This window comes from Caecibacteroides pullorum (assembly GCF_019239235.1).
Classification (GTDB): Bacteria; Bacteroidota; Bacteroidia; order Bacteroidales; family Bacteroidaceae; genus Bacteroides; species Bacteroides pullorum.
This window is the reverse complement of the sequence record NZ_JAAZTS010000001.1, coordinates 309,478-329,482: the sequence shown is the minus strand read 5'-3', so window position 1 is coordinate 329,482 and position 20,005 is coordinate 309,478. Positions and strand designations below refer to the sequence as shown.

General features: G+C 50.0%; 15 protein-coding genes. 2 read left to right on the top strand and 13 right to left on the bottom strand.

The features are described from left to right. Positions 1–4: 4 nt before the first annotated feature. Positions 5–3,211 (bottom strand): SusC/RagA family TonB-linked outer membrane protein, encoded by a 3,207-nt coding sequence (locus tag HF894_RS01285; RefSeq protein ID WP_204970818.1) that lies wholly within the window; start codon positions 3,209–3,211, stop codon positions 5–7. A gap of 480 nt (positions 3,212–3,691) precedes the next feature. Here HF894_RS01285 and HF894_RS01280 point away from each other — a divergent pair, with 480 nt between their 5' ends. Further along, positions 3,692–7,771, top strand: coding sequence for a two-component regulator propeller domain-containing protein (locus HF894_RS01280; RefSeq protein ID WP_204970817.1), 4,080 nt, complete (start codon positions 3,692–3,694; stop codon positions 7,769–7,771). A 17-nt stretch (positions 7,772–7,788) separates the two neighbouring features. Here the strand turns inward: HF894_RS01280 and HF894_RS01275 are convergent, their stop codons facing one another. From HF894_RS01275 to HF894_RS01225, 11 genes are all read right to left on the bottom strand, one after another. After that, complete coding sequence (locus HF894_RS01275; protein ID WP_204970816.1) at positions 7,789–8,721, bottom strand: phosphatase PAP2 family protein; 933 nt, start codon at positions 8,719–8,721, stop codon at positions 7,789–7,791. Positions 8,722–8,725: 4 nt separating this feature from the next. Next, positions 8,726–9,376, bottom strand: coding sequence for a CDP-alcohol phosphatidyltransferase family protein (locus HF894_RS01270; RefSeq protein ID WP_021847909.1), 651 nt, complete (start codon positions 9,374–9,376; stop codon positions 8,726–8,728). Positions 9,377–9,417: 41 nt separating this feature from the next. Beyond that, the gene (locus HF894_RS01265) at positions 9,418–9,921 is read right to left on the bottom strand and encodes a GtrA family protein (RefSeq protein WP_075317543.1); all 504 of its coding nucleotides are present in this window, start codon (positions 9,919–9,921) and stop codon (positions 9,418–9,420) included. After that, positions 9,906–10,379 carry a phosphatidylglycerophosphatase A family protein gene (locus tag HF894_RS01260; protein ID WP_204970815.1) on the bottom strand — a complete coding sequence of 158 codons (474 nt, stop codon included), beginning with the start codon at positions 10,377–10,379 and terminating at the stop codon, positions 9,906–9,908. Before HF894_RS01260 ends, HF894_RS01265 begins: the two co-directional genes overlap by 16 nt. A 124-nt stretch (positions 10,380–10,503) precedes the next feature. Then, positions 10,504–11,793, bottom strand: coding sequence for an inositol-3-phosphate synthase (locus HF894_RS01255; RefSeq protein WP_204970814.1), 1,290 nt, complete (start codon positions 11,791–11,793; stop codon positions 10,504–10,506). 278 nt (positions 11,794–12,071) lie between these two features. Beyond that, entirely contained in the window at positions 12,072–12,749 is a 678-nt protein-coding gene (locus HF894_RS01250; protein ID WP_204970813.1) for a DUF4858 domain-containing protein, read from the bottom strand. Between the two features lie 32 nt (positions 12,750–12,781). After that, positions 12,782–13,330, bottom strand: coding sequence for a DUF4943 family protein (locus HF894_RS01245; RefSeq protein WP_083610518.1), 549 nt, complete (start codon positions 13,328–13,330; stop codon positions 12,782–12,784). A 19-nt stretch (positions 13,331–13,349) separates the two neighbouring features. After that, positions 13,350–14,450 (bottom strand): porin family protein, encoded by a 1,101-nt coding sequence (locus HF894_RS01240; protein WP_204970812.1) that lies wholly within the window; start codon positions 14,448–14,450, stop codon positions 13,350–13,352. Then, positions 14,437–14,988, bottom strand: a complete 552-nt coding sequence (locus HF894_RS01235; protein ID WP_204970811.1) for an RNA polymerase sigma factor — start codon at positions 14,986–14,988, stop codon at positions 14,437–14,439. Before HF894_RS01235 ends, HF894_RS01240 begins: the two co-directional genes overlap by 14 nt. Positions 14,989–15,204: 216 nt before the next feature. After that, entirely contained in the window at positions 15,205–16,053 is an 849-nt protein-coding gene (gene nadC, locus HF894_RS01230) for a carboxylating nicotinate-nucleotide diphosphorylase (protein ID WP_021847917.1), read from the bottom strand. Continuing rightward, a complete protein-coding gene (locus HF894_RS01225) occupies positions 16,046–16,438 on the bottom strand; it encodes a DUF4783 domain-containing protein (RefSeq protein WP_204970810.1) in 393 nt (130 codons plus the stop codon). Before HF894_RS01225 ends, nadC begins: the two co-directional genes overlap by 8 nt. Before the next feature lie 94 nt (positions 16,439–16,532). Between HF894_RS01225 and rlmH the strand changes: the two genes are divergently transcribed. Continuing rightward, a complete protein-coding gene (rlmH, locus tag HF894_RS01220; protein WP_021847919.1) occupies positions 16,533–17,006 on the top strand; it encodes a 23S rRNA (pseudouridine(1915)-N(3))-methyltransferase RlmH in 474 nt (157 codons plus the stop codon). An 80-nt stretch (positions 17,007–17,086) separates the two neighbouring features. Here rlmH and HF894_RS01215 read toward each other — a convergent pair whose 3' ends face one another. After that, positions 17,087–19,987 carry a bifunctional fucokinase/fucose-1-phosphate guanylyltransferase gene (locus HF894_RS01215; RefSeq protein WP_317196513.1) on the bottom strand — a complete coding sequence of 967 codons (2,901 nt, stop codon included), beginning with the start codon at positions 19,985–19,987 and terminating at the stop codon, positions 17,087–17,089. Positions 19,988–20,005 lie beyond the last annotated feature (18 nt).

Sequence of the window (20,005 nt, the reverse complement as noted above, 5' to 3'; positions counted from 1 at the left end):
TAGGTTACAATGTTACATTAATACCACAAGAGAGCGTACGGCTTAACGGATAAGTCATACCGTTCTGATACAAGGCTTCGGGATCGAAATTCTTGTTGATGGCAGTACCGGTCCACAGATTGTCGCCCGAGAAGAATACTCTGACGCGTTCCAAACCAGCCTTACGTGTCCATGCTTTCGGCAATGTATAACCAATCTGCAAATTTTTCAGACGAATGTAAGCTGCATTCTGCAGGAATTGTGACTGACTCTGACGGTTCTGATTGGAGGTCCAGAGAGGACGCGGATAATAAGCGTCTGTATTGGCACCCAAGGGGTCGCCTTCCGGACGGAAGAAGTCCCAATGTTCTACATATCCGGTCGAAGACCATGCATCGCCATTTACACCCCAGAATATCATGCCGCTCAACAGATAATCACGTTTGGCAACACCCTGGAAGAAAACACTCAGATCAAATCCCTTCCATTCAGCACCAATGTTGAATCCGAAACGATAACGTGGTGTGCTATTACCTATTATCTTACGGTCACCAGGATTATCTACCGTATTTTCACCGTTGGTTATCTTACCATCGCCATCCAGGTCGGCATACATCATGTCACCGGCTTTCCAGCCCGAAGGTGCCAGACTGATGCCCGGAATTGTGTTCTGGTTCACTTTTTCCAGATGCGCAGCCATTTCTTCATCGGTCTTGGCCATACCTACAGATTCATACCCCCAAATCTGTCCCAGTTCCTGTCCTTCATAATAAGTGCTCAGGCTCTTGCTGGCATTGGGATATTCGGTTACATGTGTACGCGAGTCGGAAAGGTTGAAGGCAACATTGTAGTTGAAATCACCGATGCGGTCCTGCCAGTTCAGCTGAAGTTCCCAACCTTTGGTACGCAAAGACGTATTGTTGCGGCTCGGTGCCGATGCACCTACAATCGGAGAGATTTCCTGTGCGGGACCTACCATGTCCTTGGTATCGCGGATGAAGTAGTTGAAGTAACCGCTCAGGCGATTGTTGAAGGCTCCGAAGTCCACACCATAGTTGTAGCTATAAACGCGCTCCCAAGTCAGAAGCGAACTTACCAGTCCGGGAGCACCTGCGATATTCGATTTGCTGTCAGTGGTAAGCAACCAACGGCCACCGGCATCGGGGCTACCTACGGTTACATTCTGAATGGCATACGTAGGATAATAGGAGTTGGTGTTCTGGTTACCGAGGCTACCATAAGAGAAGCGGGGCTTCAACGTGTTGACCCACTCGGACAGCGGTTCCCAGAAGGATTCGCGGGCAATGTTCCAACCTACCGATACAGAGGGGAAAGTAGCCCAACGCTGGTCGGCGCGGAAACGGGAAGAACCGTCACGACGGATGTTGAACTCGAACAGATAGCGTCCGTCAAAGTCGTAGTTCACACGGCCGAAGTAGCCCAAAGAAGACCATTCGCCGCGATAGGCACCGTTGCTCTGCGTTCCCGTAGAGGTATTGACGTCAGGATTGCTGTCGCTCATCACGTCCGAACGCTTGGCCCACACGTTGTTATACCGATAGCTTTCGCTGTTCATACCGACCATTACCTTCAGATTGTGTTTCTCCAGGAAATTGAGGCTGTAGTCAGCATAAGCCGACGAAGTGATCATTGAGCTGCGCTGCTGTTCGCTGTAAGCCCATGTCTTGCCGGCAGCCAGGTCGGCATCACCACCCAGCCACTGTTCGGGTACCGGATTGTTATCCTTGTCATACAGATAGACACGTGCCACATTATAAAGATGTTCGTAGCTGCCGGTACGGATGGCCAGATCGCCGTGAATCGTCAGTCCCTTTACCGGAGTCAAAATCAGGCTTCCCTGTGTAAAGTACGTATCGTTCTGTGTATTGGAACGACCGCCCGACGTCAGCTGCATCAGCTTCGGGTTACGGGTATAGTGTCCGTTGTTATCGTAAAGCGGCATGTTGGGATGCAACTTGGTCGTTTCGGAAAAGAAACGGTCGCCATACAGCTTCAAGAAAGTAGGCATACCAATGTCTTCACGGATGAAACGACTGTTGAATTCCAAACGCATCCACTTGGTAATCTCGGCACTGATACGAGCACTGGCATTGTAACGCTTCTTGTTATCATCGGCATAGTTCATCTGACCATCCTGATCAAAGAAAGCGCCTGATACATAATATTGTACTCTCTCGTTACCACCCGACAGACTCAAATTATGCTCCTGACCGAAAGCGGTCTTGTCGATGAAGTTACGGGGCCAGTTCTGGTTATCATTCGAATTTGTATTGAATGCAAAACAGTTTCCATTCTGACTCAATGAAGGATCAGCCGTAGTCGTAATTTCACCACGCATAAATTGCTGGATACGTTCCATCGTAATATCCGAGAAGAAGTGAGCCGCACCGCTACCAAGATTGTCGATGGCACGATTGAAATATTGGGCAAAAGTATAGGCATCCAACATGTCGGGAATGTTAGTCGGACGCGACCAACGCAAGTTGTTAGAGTAAGAAATGCTTGTCTTGCCCTGCTTACCTTTCTTGGTAGTTACCAAAATCACGCCGAAAGGAGCACGCGAACCGTAGATAGCAGCCGAAGCGGCATCCATCAATACAGAGATGTTGTCGATATCCTGCGGATTCAATTGGTTGATGTCACCAGCCACACCGTCAATCAAGACAAGAGGTGAAGCGCTAGAACCTGTACCCAAGTTACCCGTACCACGGATATTAAAAGAAGGATTGGCATCCAGCTTACCACCGGCATCAGGCATACTGACATTCAGACCGGGAACAACACCCTGCAAGGCTTGTCCGACCGAAGTAACAGGACGGGATTCCAGTTTCTTGTTGTCTACCGAAGCTACGGCACCGGTCAGATTCACCTTTTTCTGAGTACCGAAACCTACGACCACCACTTCGTCGAGCATCTGGTTGTCTTCTTCCAATGTAATGGCATAAGACGTCTGCGAAGGATTGATTTTGACCTCTACATCTTTATAACCGATGTAAGATACGGTCAGAACCCCGTCGGAAGGTACGTTTTTCATGTTGAACACACCGTTCAAATCGGTAATTACACCGTTGGAAGTACCTTTCACAAGGACACTGGCACCAATAATAGGCTCGTCCAGTTTGTCTGTGACTTTACCAGTAATGCTGAGATGCTGGGCATACATGAATATACTGCTCCAAAGCATCAAAAAGAAAATAAGGCTTTTTTTCATGTTTTTCCTTTTTAGGGTTAGACAATGAGGTTTTTTGATGTTGCAAATATAAGACTACATGCCTGAATAGCCATGCACAAACATTTCATTCAACATACATGTTTAATACAAGCCACTGTTTTTCCACATTTTCTGCTAATTCCAAAGCCACAAAAGGAAATCGGAAGAGAAGCAACATACCCTTAGCGATGCAAATTCCAAACAATACTGAGAAGGGGGATGACACAGTGCTGCATGACGATGCGACACAGTGCTTTGTTGGGGTGTAACACAGCACTGTGTGAGGTACTGACACAGTGCTGCGTCAGAGGGTCAGGAAGCACTGCGTCATCCCTTGTTTCTACAGACAATGGTCCAACAAAAAACAAATACGTTCCAAACAAGGCTATTAAAGAAACATAGCCCAATATTTTTTCTCATTCCATTTCGATAAATAACATATTTTTCATTTCTTTGTGCTACGATAATTCTATACCAGACATGAACCTTAAAGTCTTTTATATAGCAACTATTTGCCTAAGTTTGTTTACGCAGTTGCCCTGCCAAGCTTTTTTTGAGAAAGATCTTCATCTGCTAACTATGAAAAACGGCCTGGCCGACAACACAATCCACTCCATTTGTAAAGATCGTAACGGATTTATCTGGCTAAGCACGCGCGACGCCCTAAACCGTTACGACGGAAAACAAGTGAAATCTTTCCCTTTCGACAGTACCAGTACCAATATCTCGGTTTTGAAAGAAATAGCTGATGGACTCCTATGCTTCGAAAGTAGAGGTATTCTCTATGGATTCGATTTGCGGAACGAACGTTTTCTCCCTATACAAACAGAAGACGGAAAACCTTTCAGAGCCATTGCTACTGAATCAATAAACGACTCTACCCTATGGGTACTGAACAACGAAGAACTAATATTGGCCCGAAAGACAAACCAGCCACAAGACAAAGCTGTTGTTCTACACATACTGAAACGATATTCGCAATGGAATGAAAAAGAGCATATACTAGCCAAAATGTCATTGACTCCGGACAAACGCCACATCTGTGTGACAGACACACAAGGGAAAGTAATGATTGCCGAAACAGACCGAATGGAAAACTGCAAAACAATAGATTTAGGATTCGGCTACCCTATACAAATCAACCACATTTTGTACGATGAAGACGACAACATCTGGCTTTCGACTCTCACGTATGGCATCATACGCTACAATGTAAAGACCGGCCAAACCAGCCGCATGACTTACCACAATAAATATACAGCTAACCAGCTATCACATACCGATGCATTCAGCGTGATACGCTTGGAAAAGAATCGTTATTTAGCTGCCACATGGAACGGATACACACTCATCAGTCTGAATAAAAAGAATCCAGACGAGATGACTGGACAGGTTTTCAACAACACCACCTCTTATATATTTCGTGACATCGAGACACGAATGATCACAGCCTACTACGACCCTCAAGGTATCCTATGGATAGGAACAGATGGTGGCGGAGCCATCTGGTCGGACCTACGGGAGCAATTTTACAAACGTTATTATCAAGACAGACATAATGAAATCTGTTCCATCGTAGGAGATGACGAAGGTTACGTATGGCTCACAACCTTCCATCGAAGCATCCTTCGTAGCCGTACCCCCTACCATGCTGATGAAGAATTGGACTTCATACCGATAGGAACCCCGGAAACTCAAAAACGAAACACCGTACTGAGTAGCACCAAAGACAAAGAGGGAAACCTATGGTTTGGCAATGCAGACGGCACATTAACCCGATATGATACACGAAAGAAAACTTTTCAAATCATAGAATTGGCTGACAGTTCAAATTTGCCCAACCAAGCCTCTGTCTGGAGCCTACTGACCGACAGCAATGGGCAAATATGGATTGGAACGCAAAGTGGCTTATTTGTGATCGATCCTATTTCTATTTCAAGCAGAAAAATTACTTTCATTAATAATAAAGGTGAAAAGATTCCTCCTCTCTACATTCGTGCACTAGCTGAGACTCCCGATCATAGTCTATGGTTAGGCACTACTTCCGGACTCTACCGATACAAAGGAGAAGGAAACATTCTTGACGCCGGATATGAAAGCAAAACCGACATGACAGACTATTCAATCCGTTCATTACTGGCTGCCCAAGATAGCATGCTGTACATTGGCTATATGAATAGATTTGCAGTCCTGTCACCATATGAAAATCGCATTATACAAACTTTCACTACCCAAGACGGTCTTTGTAACGACTTCGTGGGTTGTATTACCGAAGACGGGAATGGAAATATTTGGATAGGCTCCAACTCGGGCATCTCACGATATAATAGCCATCAACGATTGTTTCATAACTATTATGTATCGGGAAGCAACCGCTCGGCCCTATATTGGAAGAATACTTTATTTTGGGGTAACAATAAAAACCTGACTTATTTCAAACCTGAGAATAGCGATCGTTTCGAACAATCCAAACGGGTACTGATAACAGGACTGGAAGTCAATAGTCAACCAATAGAAATCAATCAAATTGTCAATGGACAGCATATCTTGCCATGTGGTATCTCCTATTTATCAGATATCCGTCTCAACTATAAGAACCGAGACTTCTCCCTTACCTTCAGTAACCTTTCCTATTCTGACGAACGGGAAACATACGCCTACCGACTGTATCCCTACCAACAAGAATGGATCTATACCACAGGAGAAGAAAAGGTTTCGTATACCAACCTGAAACACGGTAACTACACCTTTGAAATCAAAAACTTACATCCAGACAACACAGCGAACCAAACAACTGCCCTGCATATCACCATTGAACCTCACTGGAGTAGCAGTGCTTGGTTTCGTCTCTGTATCTTCATAGCAATAGCACTATGCATACTATTCGTCTTCAGACGAATCCGATTGAGGGCAAAACGGATGGAACACGAAATGCAACTGGAGCACGAAGTATTTACTGCCAAAGTAGAACGTGACAAAGAAAAACAACTGCGCATGGAACGCGAACGGTTCTTCACAGAAATCGCCCATGAACTACGAACACCACTTACCTTAATTCTGGCCCCACTGCAAGAACTACAGCATATCGAAGGACTATCCCCCAAAATACAAAGACAATTGAAAACAGCCTTTGACAATAGTAAGTCGTTACATGCCCTTATGGACCAACTGCTTTTCGTACAAAAAGTAGAAGCCGACATGGTAAAGCTCAAAGTAACAAAAACAGACATCAATCAACTAGTGGACAACCTATGCGAACCATTTAAGTCAATGGCTGAAAAAGGACACTATCAATTTCATATCCATCTTCTGCCCGAACCACTTATGCTATGGATCGATGCAGAAAAAATGACATCCGCTCTACGAAATCTACTATCCAACGCCTTCAAATACACCTTACCAGAAGGAACAATAGAACTAACGGTAGGAAGAACCGTCATAGACGGACATCCTTTCTGCAACGTCACCATCAGCGATACAGGAGCAGGCATACCTCAAGAAGTAAAAGAACACTTGTTCGAACCTTTTACGACAGGAGTAAATACCCCCATACACTCTACACAAACTGGAATCGGTATGCGTATTGTAAAAAACATTGTCGATTTACACCACGGATATATCCGAACTGCCGATCGTCCTGGCCACGGCACCATCATCAGCCTCTACATTCCCGAAGGAAACACTCACTTCGACACAACCAACGAGAAAGTAAGCCTCTATAAACCGGCTAAACAACCACAACCTGCCACCACAGGTAGCATATCGGATACAGCCGATCACAATCACGAAACAGGAAAAAGGCTGCTTATCATCGAAGACAATGCTGATATCCGCCAATACATTGGCAGTCTGTTCGAAGGAGAGTTTGCCATTGAAGAAGCAGGCAACGGTGAAGAAGGCATCCGCGCTGCCCACGAACAAACACCAGACCTCATTATCTGCGATATCATGATGCCTGTCAAAGACGGTTTGGATTGCTGTCGCGAACTAAAAGAATCACCACAAACCGCCTCTATCCCCATCTTGATGCTCACCGCCAAGTCTGAGGACTCGGACGTAATACAAGCATTGGGCATCGGAGCAGATGACTATATGATGAAGCCCTTCAATCCAGAGATGCTGAAGTCAAGAGTACGCAACTTGATACGCCAACGTGAAAGGCTAAAACGGTTGTACGCAGGTACTCTGAGACTGAAAACAGAAGAAAAAAAAGATGAAAAAGAAGAAGCAGAAGACTACTTTATCCAGCAGGTAATACAGATAATAGAAGCCAACCTAGCAGACGAGAACTTCAACGTGAAAATGCTGGCTGACCAGCTTCACATGAGTCAACCGACCCTCTATCGAAAAATCAAGCAACGAAGCGAACTGGCTGCCATCGACATGATCCGTAGTGTACGAATGAGCAAAGCGGCTTCGCTCATCTTGGAGAACCGATATAGCATGCAGGAGATAGCTGAGATGGTGGGCTATAATGACACACGCACTTTGCGAAAACATTTCGCAACACAATTCGGCGTATCTCCCTCCAAATACAGCGAACAGAATGCTGAAGAATAAGGAGGGAGTCAGCCTAATCAGCCAATGTAATTGCTATAACGTTGGAAGAAACAACGGAAGGCACTCCAGCGCATCAGGCCCTGTTCGAAGACAAAGATACCCAGCAGAGCACAACCGATGCCCAGCGATACGTCGATGATATAATGATGCCCCGAATAGACAGCCGTCCACCAAATACCGACCATAATGAAGGCAAAGAGAGCAATGAGCCAACGACGGCAACGAGCCATGACGGCATAGGCTAGGGCCACAACCATGTAAGCAGCATGGAGCGAAGGAACGGCTGCGAAAACATTGGCATTACGTCCATAGATACCTTCGAAAACGGTAATACCCAAAAGTTCGTCAAATCGGCCAAGGCCAGCTACATTGCCTGGCGTGGAAAGTACTGGTTCAAAACCATAGTTCATGGCATACCAGGGCGGAGCAGCCGGGTGAATATAGTATCCGACAAAACCTATCAGATTGACCAGCAGGAAAACCATTGAGAAACGCAAGTACATGCTGCGCTGCCCCTTGAAATAGAGCCACAGGCCGAAAGCAATAGGGACGGGCACCCAACAGAGATAGAAAATGCCGGCCATAAAATCAGCCACACTACAATGGTGTTGAGCAAAGAACTCACAAGGAATCAGCGTCTGTCCACCCACTGTAATGCCAAACAGGCTTTTCTCAGCCTCATAAAGCCCCTGCACATCGATAGGGTTTACTTCGTAATTGGGCCATACTCGCATCCAATCATAAGATATAGCGAAAACAATAAAAGGAAGCAAAGCTACCGCAAGCTTGCGGGTATAGCTTCCTGAAAAAAACAATAACAGAAAAAGTCCTGCCATCAGAAAGTGTTCAGGACGAATTCCTACAAATATCCCTGTCAACAATAAGAAAAGGGAGGTTATCACAAGAACCGACAAGGTTTCCCTTGCCGGAGGCAGAATTGACGACTTCATCCGATTACTTCTTCAACAGTTTACGACAATGATTGATGCGGACAAATGCCGTCCAGTTGGCCAAAACGGCGATGATGGCCAGTGGAGCTATCAAGATGTACACGCTATCGAATGCTGTGCAATCTTGAAAAACGCCACAGAAAATGGCACCCAAGGCTGTCAGCACCACACGCTCGGGACGTTGCATCAGGCCCACCTTGCACTCCAAGTCCAAGCCTTCGGCACGGGCACGCACATAGCTCACCATGAGCGAACCGATGATGGCCACCCCCGTAATGATGCTTCCCCAGAAATACCCCTGAAGGAGCAGAAAGTAAAGGATGCCGAAAAGGGTGAATAGCTCGCTATAACGGTCGAGCACAGAGTCGTAGAGCGCGCCGAACGTGGAAGACATATTTCCCACACGTGCCACACGCCCGTCCATCATGTCGAACAGCCCGGCGAACAATACGATTCCGCCCGCCCATCCGGCACAGGTCAACGCCTTATCGCCACCGGCAAAACTTGCATACACAAATACGACAGCTGCCACGATATTCAACACCAGCCCCGTAGTAGTAATGAAATTGGGAGTTATTCCCACTTTAATCATGCCATGCACAACAGGATTGATAATCTTGTAAATTAACTGTTGCAAATAGTCTCTATAGTTCATATACAGAATAAATAATTAATAATATCCCAAGCATTGCGACTTCACTTCCCTTTCCGAAAGATGCGCCTGAAGTTAAGGTTGCGGTAAACAAATGTCCGCTGCATACTGTAGTTCCAAAAGAAAGCTACGGTTACAGCAACAAGCATCTTCGACACAATGAACATGTTGTCCGCATAATAAGCAGGCAGTCGCTCCATCCAGCCCATTCCTGTGACCCACTCGGTCAGAGCAAAGGTTCCCCAGGTGTTGAGCATGATGCTCATTCCCCAGACAAACAGGTATTTCACGGCCACGTGGACTTTCTTGCATCCGTCGGCATGAAACACCCAGCCATAATTGATGACGCAGTTCGTGACACCTCCCACCACAGAGCCGATGAAAGTAGCATACAGGTAGAAAAGGCTTCCAAACTTTACCAGCGAGATGGTCACCAAGAAATCGACGACACTTGCCAGCCAAGCCGACAACTGCGCCTTGCAGAACATCCACACTTCCCTGCGTCGATGCCTGCGTCCTCCTCCGTCCACCATTAACCTATTATCCATCTGGCTACAATCAACAGGATAAAACCATAGACGCCCGAAAGGATGTCGTCCATCATCACTCCCCACCCTCCTGGCAGCTTCTCCATCCTGCGGATGCCCAAAGGCTTGAGGATATCAAAGAAGCGGAAGAGCACAAAAGCCGCCAGGCCATACCACACGTGTCCGGCAGGTGCCGCCAGCAGGCTGATCCACACGCCCACCATCTCGTCGACCACCACCCGCGAAGGATCTTCGCCCCAAGCAGGTTCCAAGCGGTCGGCCGCCCAAACGCCGGCTATAGTAAAGACAAGTATCAAAGCCACCGTAATCCACAACAACGCCACTCCTGACAGGAGGAACGACAGAAGATACCACACCAAAGCGGCCAGTAACGCACCGGCCGTGCCAGGCGCCACAGGCGAAAAGCCTGAGCCGAACCCCGTGCCTATCAGCATCGGAAGGAAAGGAGGTCTGTCCATAGTCTTATCTTCTTTTGTTTCACACAAGAGAGGATGTACTCCTTTGAATTGCCTGTAATCTTCGGCGTACACCCTCTCTCCCTTTTATTATGTTATACAATCATTCTTTACATTGATCCATCTTTTAGTCAAGATAGTCAGGTTCTTTCTCGCCCACCATACCGCGGATGGTCTGCTTCACCATGCGCCATTGCTGGAAGAGGTCGTGCACAGGCTGGTGTTCGAAATCGTGCATCGGGCTCTTGCAGAAGAACGATAGCCACGTCTGGATGCCACACATGCCTGCACGCAGAGCCAGGTCGCTGAAGAGCACCAGGTCGAGCGCGATAGGTGCGGCCAGAATGGAATCGCGGCACAAGAAGTTGACCTTGATTTCCATCGGATAACCCATCCAGCCAAAGATGTCGATATTGTCCCACGCCTCCTTGTTGTCCTTGCGGGGCGGATAGTAATTGATACGCACCTTGTGATAGACATTGCCATAGAGGTCGGGGAACTTCTCAGGCTCGAAGATGTTGTCGATAACCGACAGCTTGCTCACCTCCTTCGTCTTGAAATTCTCGGGCTGGTCGAGCACCTCGCCATCGCGATTGCCCAAAATGTTGGTAGAGAACCATCCGCTCACACCCAGCATACGCGTCTTGAACATCGGCGCCAGCACGGTCTTCATCAGCGTCTGTCCGCTCTTGAAGTCCTTGCCTGCGATGGGCACATTCATCTTCTTGGAGAACTCCCACATGGCAGGTGTGTCCACGCAGAGGTTGGGAGCACCCATCACGAAAGGAGCGCCCTCGGCAATGGCCGCATAAGCATAACACATGCTAGGCGAGATCACTTCCGTATTGTTCTCCTTCATAGCCTTCTCCAGCGCCTCCAGCGACATGTGTTCGTCAGAGAGAGGCACGAAGATTTCCGTACTTGCCGCCCACAATACCACGATGCGCTCACAACCATTGACGGCCTTGAACTCGCGGATGTCCTGACGGAGCTGCTCCACCATGTCCCAGCGAGTGGCTGCCGACTTGATGTGCGTACCGTTCAGGCGTTTAGCAAAGTTATGGTCGAAAGCAGCCGTCATCGGACGGATGGCCTTCAGTTCGTCCTTCACCAGGTTCAAGTCTTTTTCCTTCAACACTTCGGCATACATGGCCGCCTCGTAGGCGTCGTCGGCAAAGATATCCCAACCGCCGAACACGATGTCGTTCAAGTCGGCCAAGGGGACAATGTCCTTAATCGGATATTCCTTGCCGTCCTGCCTCTTCATTGTGGCCATCTGGGTTATCGAACCGATGGCCTTTGCCAGTCCCTTGCGGGCTGCCAATACACCTGTAATCATAGTGGTGGCCACAGCGCCTCCCACTCCAACAACCAGTACGCCAAGGCGTCCTGTTGCTGGTTTAATCATTTCTCTCATGCCATTATTTTATTTAGAGTTTAAAAAATTGCTCAAAGTTAGGAGATTTTACTGATTTATAACTATCCAAAATCTCTCTTTTAATGTTCTATTAGCAAGATTTAAGCAAAAAACTGACATAAAGTAAGCTTTTTCGTGTTCCCAAGAAGCTTTTTTCGGTTCATACCTCCTCCATAATCAATCCATAGGAAAGCAATGCTTTAACCAAAGGAAAACGGTGCTTTAACCTGACGAAAGCAATGCTTTACCGATCCCATCAAAATGACTTTCAAGACACGTTATCGTTTTTGTTCTTCTTTGGAAGAGACCGGCTGCTTCGGCTCGATGCGAGTAGAGTCGGCATACATGCGGAGAACCTCCAGCGTACGCGCCCGTCGCTTGCGGGCACGAATGCTCCAAGCTCCCTTGTCGGGCATCAGGCTATAGCCCGAAGGACGGCTGATGGCCTGCCAGCCGAGAACTGACTGATTGGCCATACGCCCCATCACGACATAGCGAAGGCCGGTAGCTTCTATCTGCTCGACCGTCTCGCGAGGGCCGGCATCGAGTGGCGATTTGGCCCAATTGGAGTAAATGGTTCTCGTCTTCAGTTCGTAGAAGGGATCGTTGCGCCAGGTATTCTTGTCGACTTTTATCTTGCGTTGCCTCACAGGGTCCCAGTTGTAGGGCGTGTTGGCTGTATAGGGGAAGAGGGTCAGCTTCACCTTGCGTGGACGGATGCCCTGCACGGCAGGCAAGGTTTCGTCCACCTCGAGCCAGGGCTTCGACTCGACGGTCTTAGGACTTCCCCAAGGGGTTTCGTCCACCTCCTTCAGGATGTCCAGATTGAGGATAATCTCCCCGTCGGATTGGAGCAGCTGCTGGAGGCGAAGAGAGTCGGCTTTCGTCCAGTCTTGCGCACAGAGGGGGAGAGCTGCCAGCCAAAGCAGCCCATATAGGTACCAAAAACGTTTCACAATGCAATCGGATAGTTAGTACGTAAATGAGTTTACCACCACATGTAGCCACTGCCGCAGAGGGGCTCGTCGTAGCAGGGATCTACTGTCCACATGGTACGCGGATACTTGCGGCTCTCCCACCAGCGACGATATCGGGCAGCGGCGTCGAGCACTTCTTCGTCGGAGAGGAAGTAGATGCCTTCGTAGTTGTCCGCATCGATATGCACCATCTTGCACCCCATCGAGGCGTTATGCCCCAGGCGGATGGTTTCTACCGTCCAAAGGATGCATTCGCCCAACCGAAGCCTGCCAGCTGCTGAATAAGAAGCCGTGGCCAAAGGGAAGGAAGGGATGAGCGTCAGGTCGTCGGCATACTTCAGGAGGCGGCCGATGTCCTCGCGTGTAAATTTGGGCACCTTGCCCAAGGCATCATCTCCATCGGGGTGGTATTTGCCCGACCGAAGCTGGTCGACAAAAAGGTCGACATCGGGATTTTCAGCATCGAAAGTTTCAGCATGGCACGCAGTGAATGTCAGTGCCAACGTCAACAGGCAGCCTGCAAGGAGGCTGTATAACAGGGATTTTAAAGTGGTAGTCATAGTCGTTGAGCTTTATCGGTTAATAAGTCATGCGAACGCCGCACAAAAGATTGAAGTTGGCAGGTCGCTCTGTCCGCAGGGTACGGGTGGAAGAATCCGTATCGAAATGATAGGTCAGCATCGGCTCGGCAAAAAGGGCGAAGCGGTCGTTCAATTTATAGCGTACGCCTACCCCTGCCAAAACAGCCAGTTGCAAGGGTTCGGCTTCGAAGCTGTTGTTTTCGGCCCCAGCCACACATTTTTCTACGCTTCCACCAGCCATGGCATAAAGGTCAACTTTGTCATTGCCTGCCAGGTTTACGTTCAATCTCACGGGGATGGAGAGCGTATGATAGGTGTGACTGCCTTCTGGCAAAGCCACGTCGTGCAGACGATTGTATTGCAACCCTGCTTCCAGCGAAAGACGCTTGCCTAACTGGCGCTCTACGCTGACGCCTGTCGTCAAAGGCATTCTGAAATCGCCATCGGGCAAAGAACTGCCCACGTAGGCTTTCAAAGCCCAGTTGCGCGACTTCAAGACAGACTTGGCTACGGATTTTTCTTCTACCTGAGGTGACGAAGTGCTCTCTTGTGCCGGCATGTCTTCGGCCGACGAGGCAGCATGATAGCCATTACCTCCCATACCTGCATGGTAGCTGCCCGACTTGTTTCGTCCTGCATGGCCATACACCTGCTGGGTGACGCGGATGGAAACACGTACAGACATCGTCTGTTCGCCCTCCTCCTCGGCACCTGAAGCAGCCAACACAGGTTGCATCTGTCCTGCAGAAGGGGTTGTAGGAGTCGCCTCTTTCACACTAGGCAAGATTTCTTCCAAACGGTCGCCGTCCAGACTTGCGCCAGGCACGAGTGCCGCCACCTGCGTAAAGGCTTCTTCCATCTCCTCCTTTGGAGAGAAGAACCAGAAAGCAGCCGACGCCATGCCCAGTACCAACACGACCGACGCAGCGGCTACTATCCTATAAAAAGAGGGGGACAAGATCCGACGCTTGCTTTCGGCAATACCTGAAGCGGGCAAATCGCGCTCCAATGCTTCCCAAAAGCCATCGTTGACAGGCATCTCCGCCCGGCCCAACTTCTGACGGAACAATCCGACTATTTCTTCATTATTTCCTTTCATGTTCTGTATACTCTTTTATTCTCTTTGCTAACAAACTCTTGGCCCTGTGAAGTTGCGAGGTGGAAGAGTGTTCCTTGATGTGAAGCAGGCGGGCTATCTCCTTATGCGACTTTTCCTCGAACACATACAAGTTGAAGACCGTTCGGCATCCGTCGGGCAATTCGGCCACAAACTGCATCAATATCTCTTCAGACAACTGGCTTCCACTTTCCGCCGCCTCCGCTTCATCCACTACGTCAGGCAAATGATCATCACTGACTATCAACTGATTGAAGCGTTGCTTGCGACGCAAATAGTCGATGGATTGTGTCATCATCACGCGCGTCATCCACGTAGCCAGCGAACATTCGCCACGAAAGGTGAAATTGGAAAAGATCTTGATGAAACCGTCGTGCAACACATCGTGGGCTTCATCGATATCGCCCACATAACGATAGCACACGGCCAGCATCTGGCGGGAATAAAGGGTGTACAACTCTTTCCGAGCAGCATTATCACCTGCCCGACACCCTTCAACCAGCTCTATTTCACAATCCAATACCAATACCTTAACGTCACGGACGCTTCCTCGCGTCTTTTGTCTGTTAGACGCAGCATCTATCCAAATGCTGCAATCCGAAATTTAAAAAGAAGTTAAAAAGAGGAAGATTTACCTCTCTATACACATGAACAGAAAAGAAAAGCCTTTCATAAACCGCCCTGCAATCAGACAATCTATGAAAGGCAAATCCTGTTATCTAAACAATATGGAAAATCAACAAGCCTTGAAACTCATGTCGAGTCCCTTCACAGAGTGAGTCAGGGCACCGACAGAGATGAAGTCCACGCCACACTCGGCATAGTCGCGCAGGGTGTCGAACGTGATGCCACCCGACGATTCCGTCTCGTAGCGACCACCCACCATCTCGACGGCCTTGCGGGTCATCTCAGGCGTAAAGTTGTCGAACATGATACGATCCACGCCACCCAAGTCGAGTACCTGCTGGAGTTCGTCGAAGTTACGCACTTCGATTTCTATCTTCAGATCCTTGCCCTTGGCCTTGCAATATTCCTTGGCACGGGTGATGGCCTTGTCGATGCCGCCTGCAAAATCCACATGATTATCCTTGAGCAGGATCATGTCGAAAAGACCGATGCGATGGTTCACACCTCCGCCTATCTTGACCGCCATCTTCTCGAGGATGCGCATGCCAGGAGTAGTCTTACGAGTGTCGAGCACGCGGGTGTGCGTACCCTTGAGGCGTTCCTGATACTTGTGGGTCATGGTGGCGATGCCACTCATGCGTTGCATGATGTTCAGCATCAAGCGCTCCGTCTGAAGGAGCGACTGTACCTTGCCTTCCACAATCATGGCCACGTCGCCAGGTTTCACCTCAGCGCCGTCGTTGATGTAGACGGTCACTTTCATCGTTGGGTCGAAGCGGCGGAACACTTCCTTGGCCACTTCGATACCAGCCAGGATACCTGCTTCCTTGATCAGCAACTTCGACTTACCCATCGCCGTCTCGGGGATGCACGAAAGGGTGGTATGGTCGCCATCGCCTATGTCTTCAGCAAAAGCCAGGTCAATGAGCCTGTCTATCAGTTCTTGTTCCTTATTCATTTGTCTTATCAATTCTTATTTGGTGTATAATGTAATTGCTATTCACTTTTCTGAGGAAACAGTTCACGCGATACGTTCCTCTGCCCGTCTGCATTGTGCCGACAAGGAAGCCTGACTCATTTCGCTTGCCTTGATGCCTGACATCAAAGCGACTCACTTTGTTCTTGGCAAAAAAATCCGTCAGGATATCTGAGGCCATTTCTTTATCGGCATGGGTTGTCTTGCTCAAGATAACCAACTCTACCTTATCGCCCATATAGCGGGTCAGGCCCTTGGAACTTCCTTTTTGAAAGGCTGTCAACACTTCGGCAGGGATTTCCTGCGCCATCAGTGCAGCCACCCCTGTCCATAAGCAGAACAACCAAAAGAGTACCTGTTTCTTCATATCACAAGTGTTTACCCACGCAAAGGTAGAAATTTATTGTAAAAAAACGCAAGAAAAGTCGTACTTTTGTGCACAAAACCAACCCCAAAGACGTATGAAAACCATTCTGCTTGTTGTAGGAAAAACCGTTGAGCCACATTTCATTACGGCCATTGCCGACTACGTGCAACGCACGAAACGCTACCTGTCGTTCGACATGGAAGTGATCCCCGAGCTGAAGAATACCAAAAGTCTGAGCGAAGAAGTGCAGAAGGAAAAGGAAGGCGAACTGATCTTGAAAGCACTCCAGCCGGGCGATGTCGTAGTGCTCCTTGACGAGGGAGGAAAAGAAATGCGCTCCATGGAGTTTGCCGACTACATGAAGCGCAAGATGAATACGGTAAACAAGCGGCTGGTCTTCATCATCGGAGGGCCGTATGGCTTCGCGCCGAAGGTCTACGAGGCGGCACACGAGAAGATGTCGCTCTCACGCATGACTTTTTCCCATCAGATGGTGCGCCTCATCTTCGTAGAGCAGCTCTATCGCGCCATGTCCATCCTGAACGGAAGCCCTTACCATCATGAATAATTGAGAATTGAAAATTGATAATGGAGAATCATTTCCCAACTGGGTCATTTTCCATTCTCAATTCTCCATTTTCAATTAACTTACGATCTCGATACCTGGAACCCTTTGTCCGACAGAGACATCTCGACGAAGCGGGCGCGCGGATTAGGCGCCTCGCGGGTCAATGTCTCGCGGATGCGAAGGGCTGCCTGCGAGTCTTTGGCCACCATGTAGAGGTAACCTCCCCCACCCGCGCCAGGCAACTTACAGCCCAGCGTATAGTCCTTGATCTTATTGATAATCTCTTCCACGGCGGGCGGATTGGTACCACTGTCCAAAGCCTTGTTTTGCGTCCATGTCTTGCCCACCAGCTTGCCGAAGGCCTCGAAGTCGTTGCGCTGGATGGCTTCGGCCAGGTCGATCGCATGAACTTTCATCTCGGCCAGCAGGGAAAGATGAGGTCCTGAATTGAGGAACATCGAACGGACAATCTCTGCCAGAATACCTTTGGCCGTGCGAGTGATACCTGTGTAGTAGAGCAGGTGGCAGGCGCGATATTCTGGTTGTACAAACAAGTGGTCGGGCAACCAACGCACCAAAGGTTGCTGAACGAAGCCAGGCTCCGTCTGCAAGAGCTTGATACCTTGAAGCACACCTCCATACTGATCTTGCCAACCGCCGCCCGTAGTGAGCAACTGCTCGAGGGCGAGGGTGCGGCGGCACACCTCGTTCTTGTCCCACGACAGGCCACAGAAGTCGCTCAGCGACCCCAGCACGGTGGACGCCAGGATGGAGCTGGTACCCAACCCTGACCCCGCAGGGATGGCCGAGAGCAGGGTGATTTCAATGCCCGTCCCAAAGGCCTGAAGCTGTTCGGTCAGTGTCTCGTAAGCTACTTCAGAGAACTTGGGCGAGAAACCAGCCAGCACCAACGCCGCCTTGGGGATGGAGAAGGGCGAACCTATCTTGCAATAGTCGTGCAGTTCTTCGTACGTACGGATGACCTCCATAGCACCCATGTCGATGGAGCGGAGGATGATGTGGAAGTCCTTGCAGGGCTTGACATAGACCTGCAGGGGCGGCTGGCCGTTGAGCTCGACGGCAATGTTCACCACATGCCCACCCGCCAGGAGCGAATAGGGAGGCGTGTCGGTCCATCCGCCCGCCATGTCGATGCGCACAGGGCTTCGTCCCCACACAATCTGGTCGCTATAGACGTTGAGCATGGGGCGGCTCTTGTGTTCGTAGAGGTCGGCCAGCAGGCCCTCGCGGAGCAGGCCGAAGGCAGCCTGTTCGTCGGCCTTGTAGTCGGCGCCGCCCAGCTTGTCCACCTGCGCACGAAGCATGCGGTTGTGGATGCGTTGCATCAGTGGGGCATCGTCGGGCAGCGGAGCTGGCTTCGGCAAGTCGAGGCGATGGTATTCGCGCGCGGCGTCGGCCAGGTCGAGCTGGTAGAAGACGCTTTTCTCATAGTTCAAGGCCAGCAGTTCCCAGTTCTTCTTGGCAAAGGCTTCGCGTTGGGCATAGAGGCGGCGCAGGTCGGCACGGGCGGAAATCTCGTCGGCCGAGAGGCGTTCAGCCTCCAGCCACTTCTGACGAACTTCCCACGAGGTAGGGTTAGTGGTCATCCAGGCAACCATCTGCCCCATCATCTCCACATCGTACACCACAGGGAAGAGGGCGGCCGCCTGAAGATCGTCGTGACGGCCTGGGAAGTCGTCCAAAGTAAGTTCGCGGCACTCCATCCAAAAGTTGAAGGAGTTATTCAGGTAACGGGTATTCTCATCGTCCAAAGCCCCCTTGAAAGCATTGTCGAAGCCATAGGGGCGAACCGCCCATCCTCCACCCTGCAAGGGCACGATGTCAACGCAATAGCCATCGAACAACACTAGCTCCCACTGGTTGCGAGGCACACCCGTGATGATATGTCGCGCGCCAAGCTCCCACGAAGCGGGCACACAACTGTTTTCTATCCACACGTTTTCGTTAGCCTCGGAGAACTTGATGCCCACTTCGGCGTTTTGGGTGAAGATGGAGGCATTGGGTTTCACCTTGCGGTGCATGATCTGACGCTGGTCGGACACCTTGCTTTGCAGGGCGAGGGTGCTCGAAAGCAGCTCGCGGCTGGTGCCGTAGTGATAGAACTCGCCACCAGGCAGGGGCAAGATGGCCACCGACAGGGCGTTCAGCTCGTCGTCGGCAATGCGCGGATGGGCACCCAGCGCCCGACCGAAGTCGGAGTAGAGGTCGTAGTAGCGCAGGTCGGACCAGAGAACGGCAGGGTCTGTCGGCCCTTCGGCCTTGAGCGAACGCTTCTTGAGCAACTCGACGGCACGGTCGCTCAAGAGCCAGATGCCGATGTCCATCAGGAAGAGATGGGTTTGCGCCAAATCTTCGAGCTCGGCCAGCGAAGGTTTCTGAAGCATGAAGTCGAGCACTTCGGGCTCCTTGCGGCTGGAGACGAACACGCCGTGATGGGTGGCCAGCACAGGATCTACCCACAGGCCGTAGCACACGACGTCGGCCTCAGGAATGTCCTGCAAGGGCTTCTCGGCACGGATGTAGACGTCGCCGCTGGCTATAAGGGTGCGAAGCGACTCGGGAGCACGCTCCATGATCTTTTCGTACAAGGGCAGCTGCAGGGAGAGCAGGTTCTGACCCAACCGCTGGCCGCGCGCCCAGCGGAACACGGGCAGGGGCGTCAGTATCTTGCCCGACGGGGCATAGGACGGCAGGCGTCGGCTTTGTCCGCCGGCATGGAGGAGGATGCGCTTCTCGGCTCGTGCCTCGGCGGAGCGATTCTGCTCCCACTGGCGCAGGAGCCAGGTGGTACCACCACCCGAACCCAGCTTCATGCCGACAGGGTCGGACGTACAAAACCATTCGTTCGTGTCTACACGTTCCAGTTCGGAGAAGGCCTCCACCAGGTTGGGGGGCAATGACAACAGCTTTTGCATATCGTTCTTTTTTTGTTGTGTCCAATCATTATTGGCTACAAAAATAAACAATTCTGAAGAAAA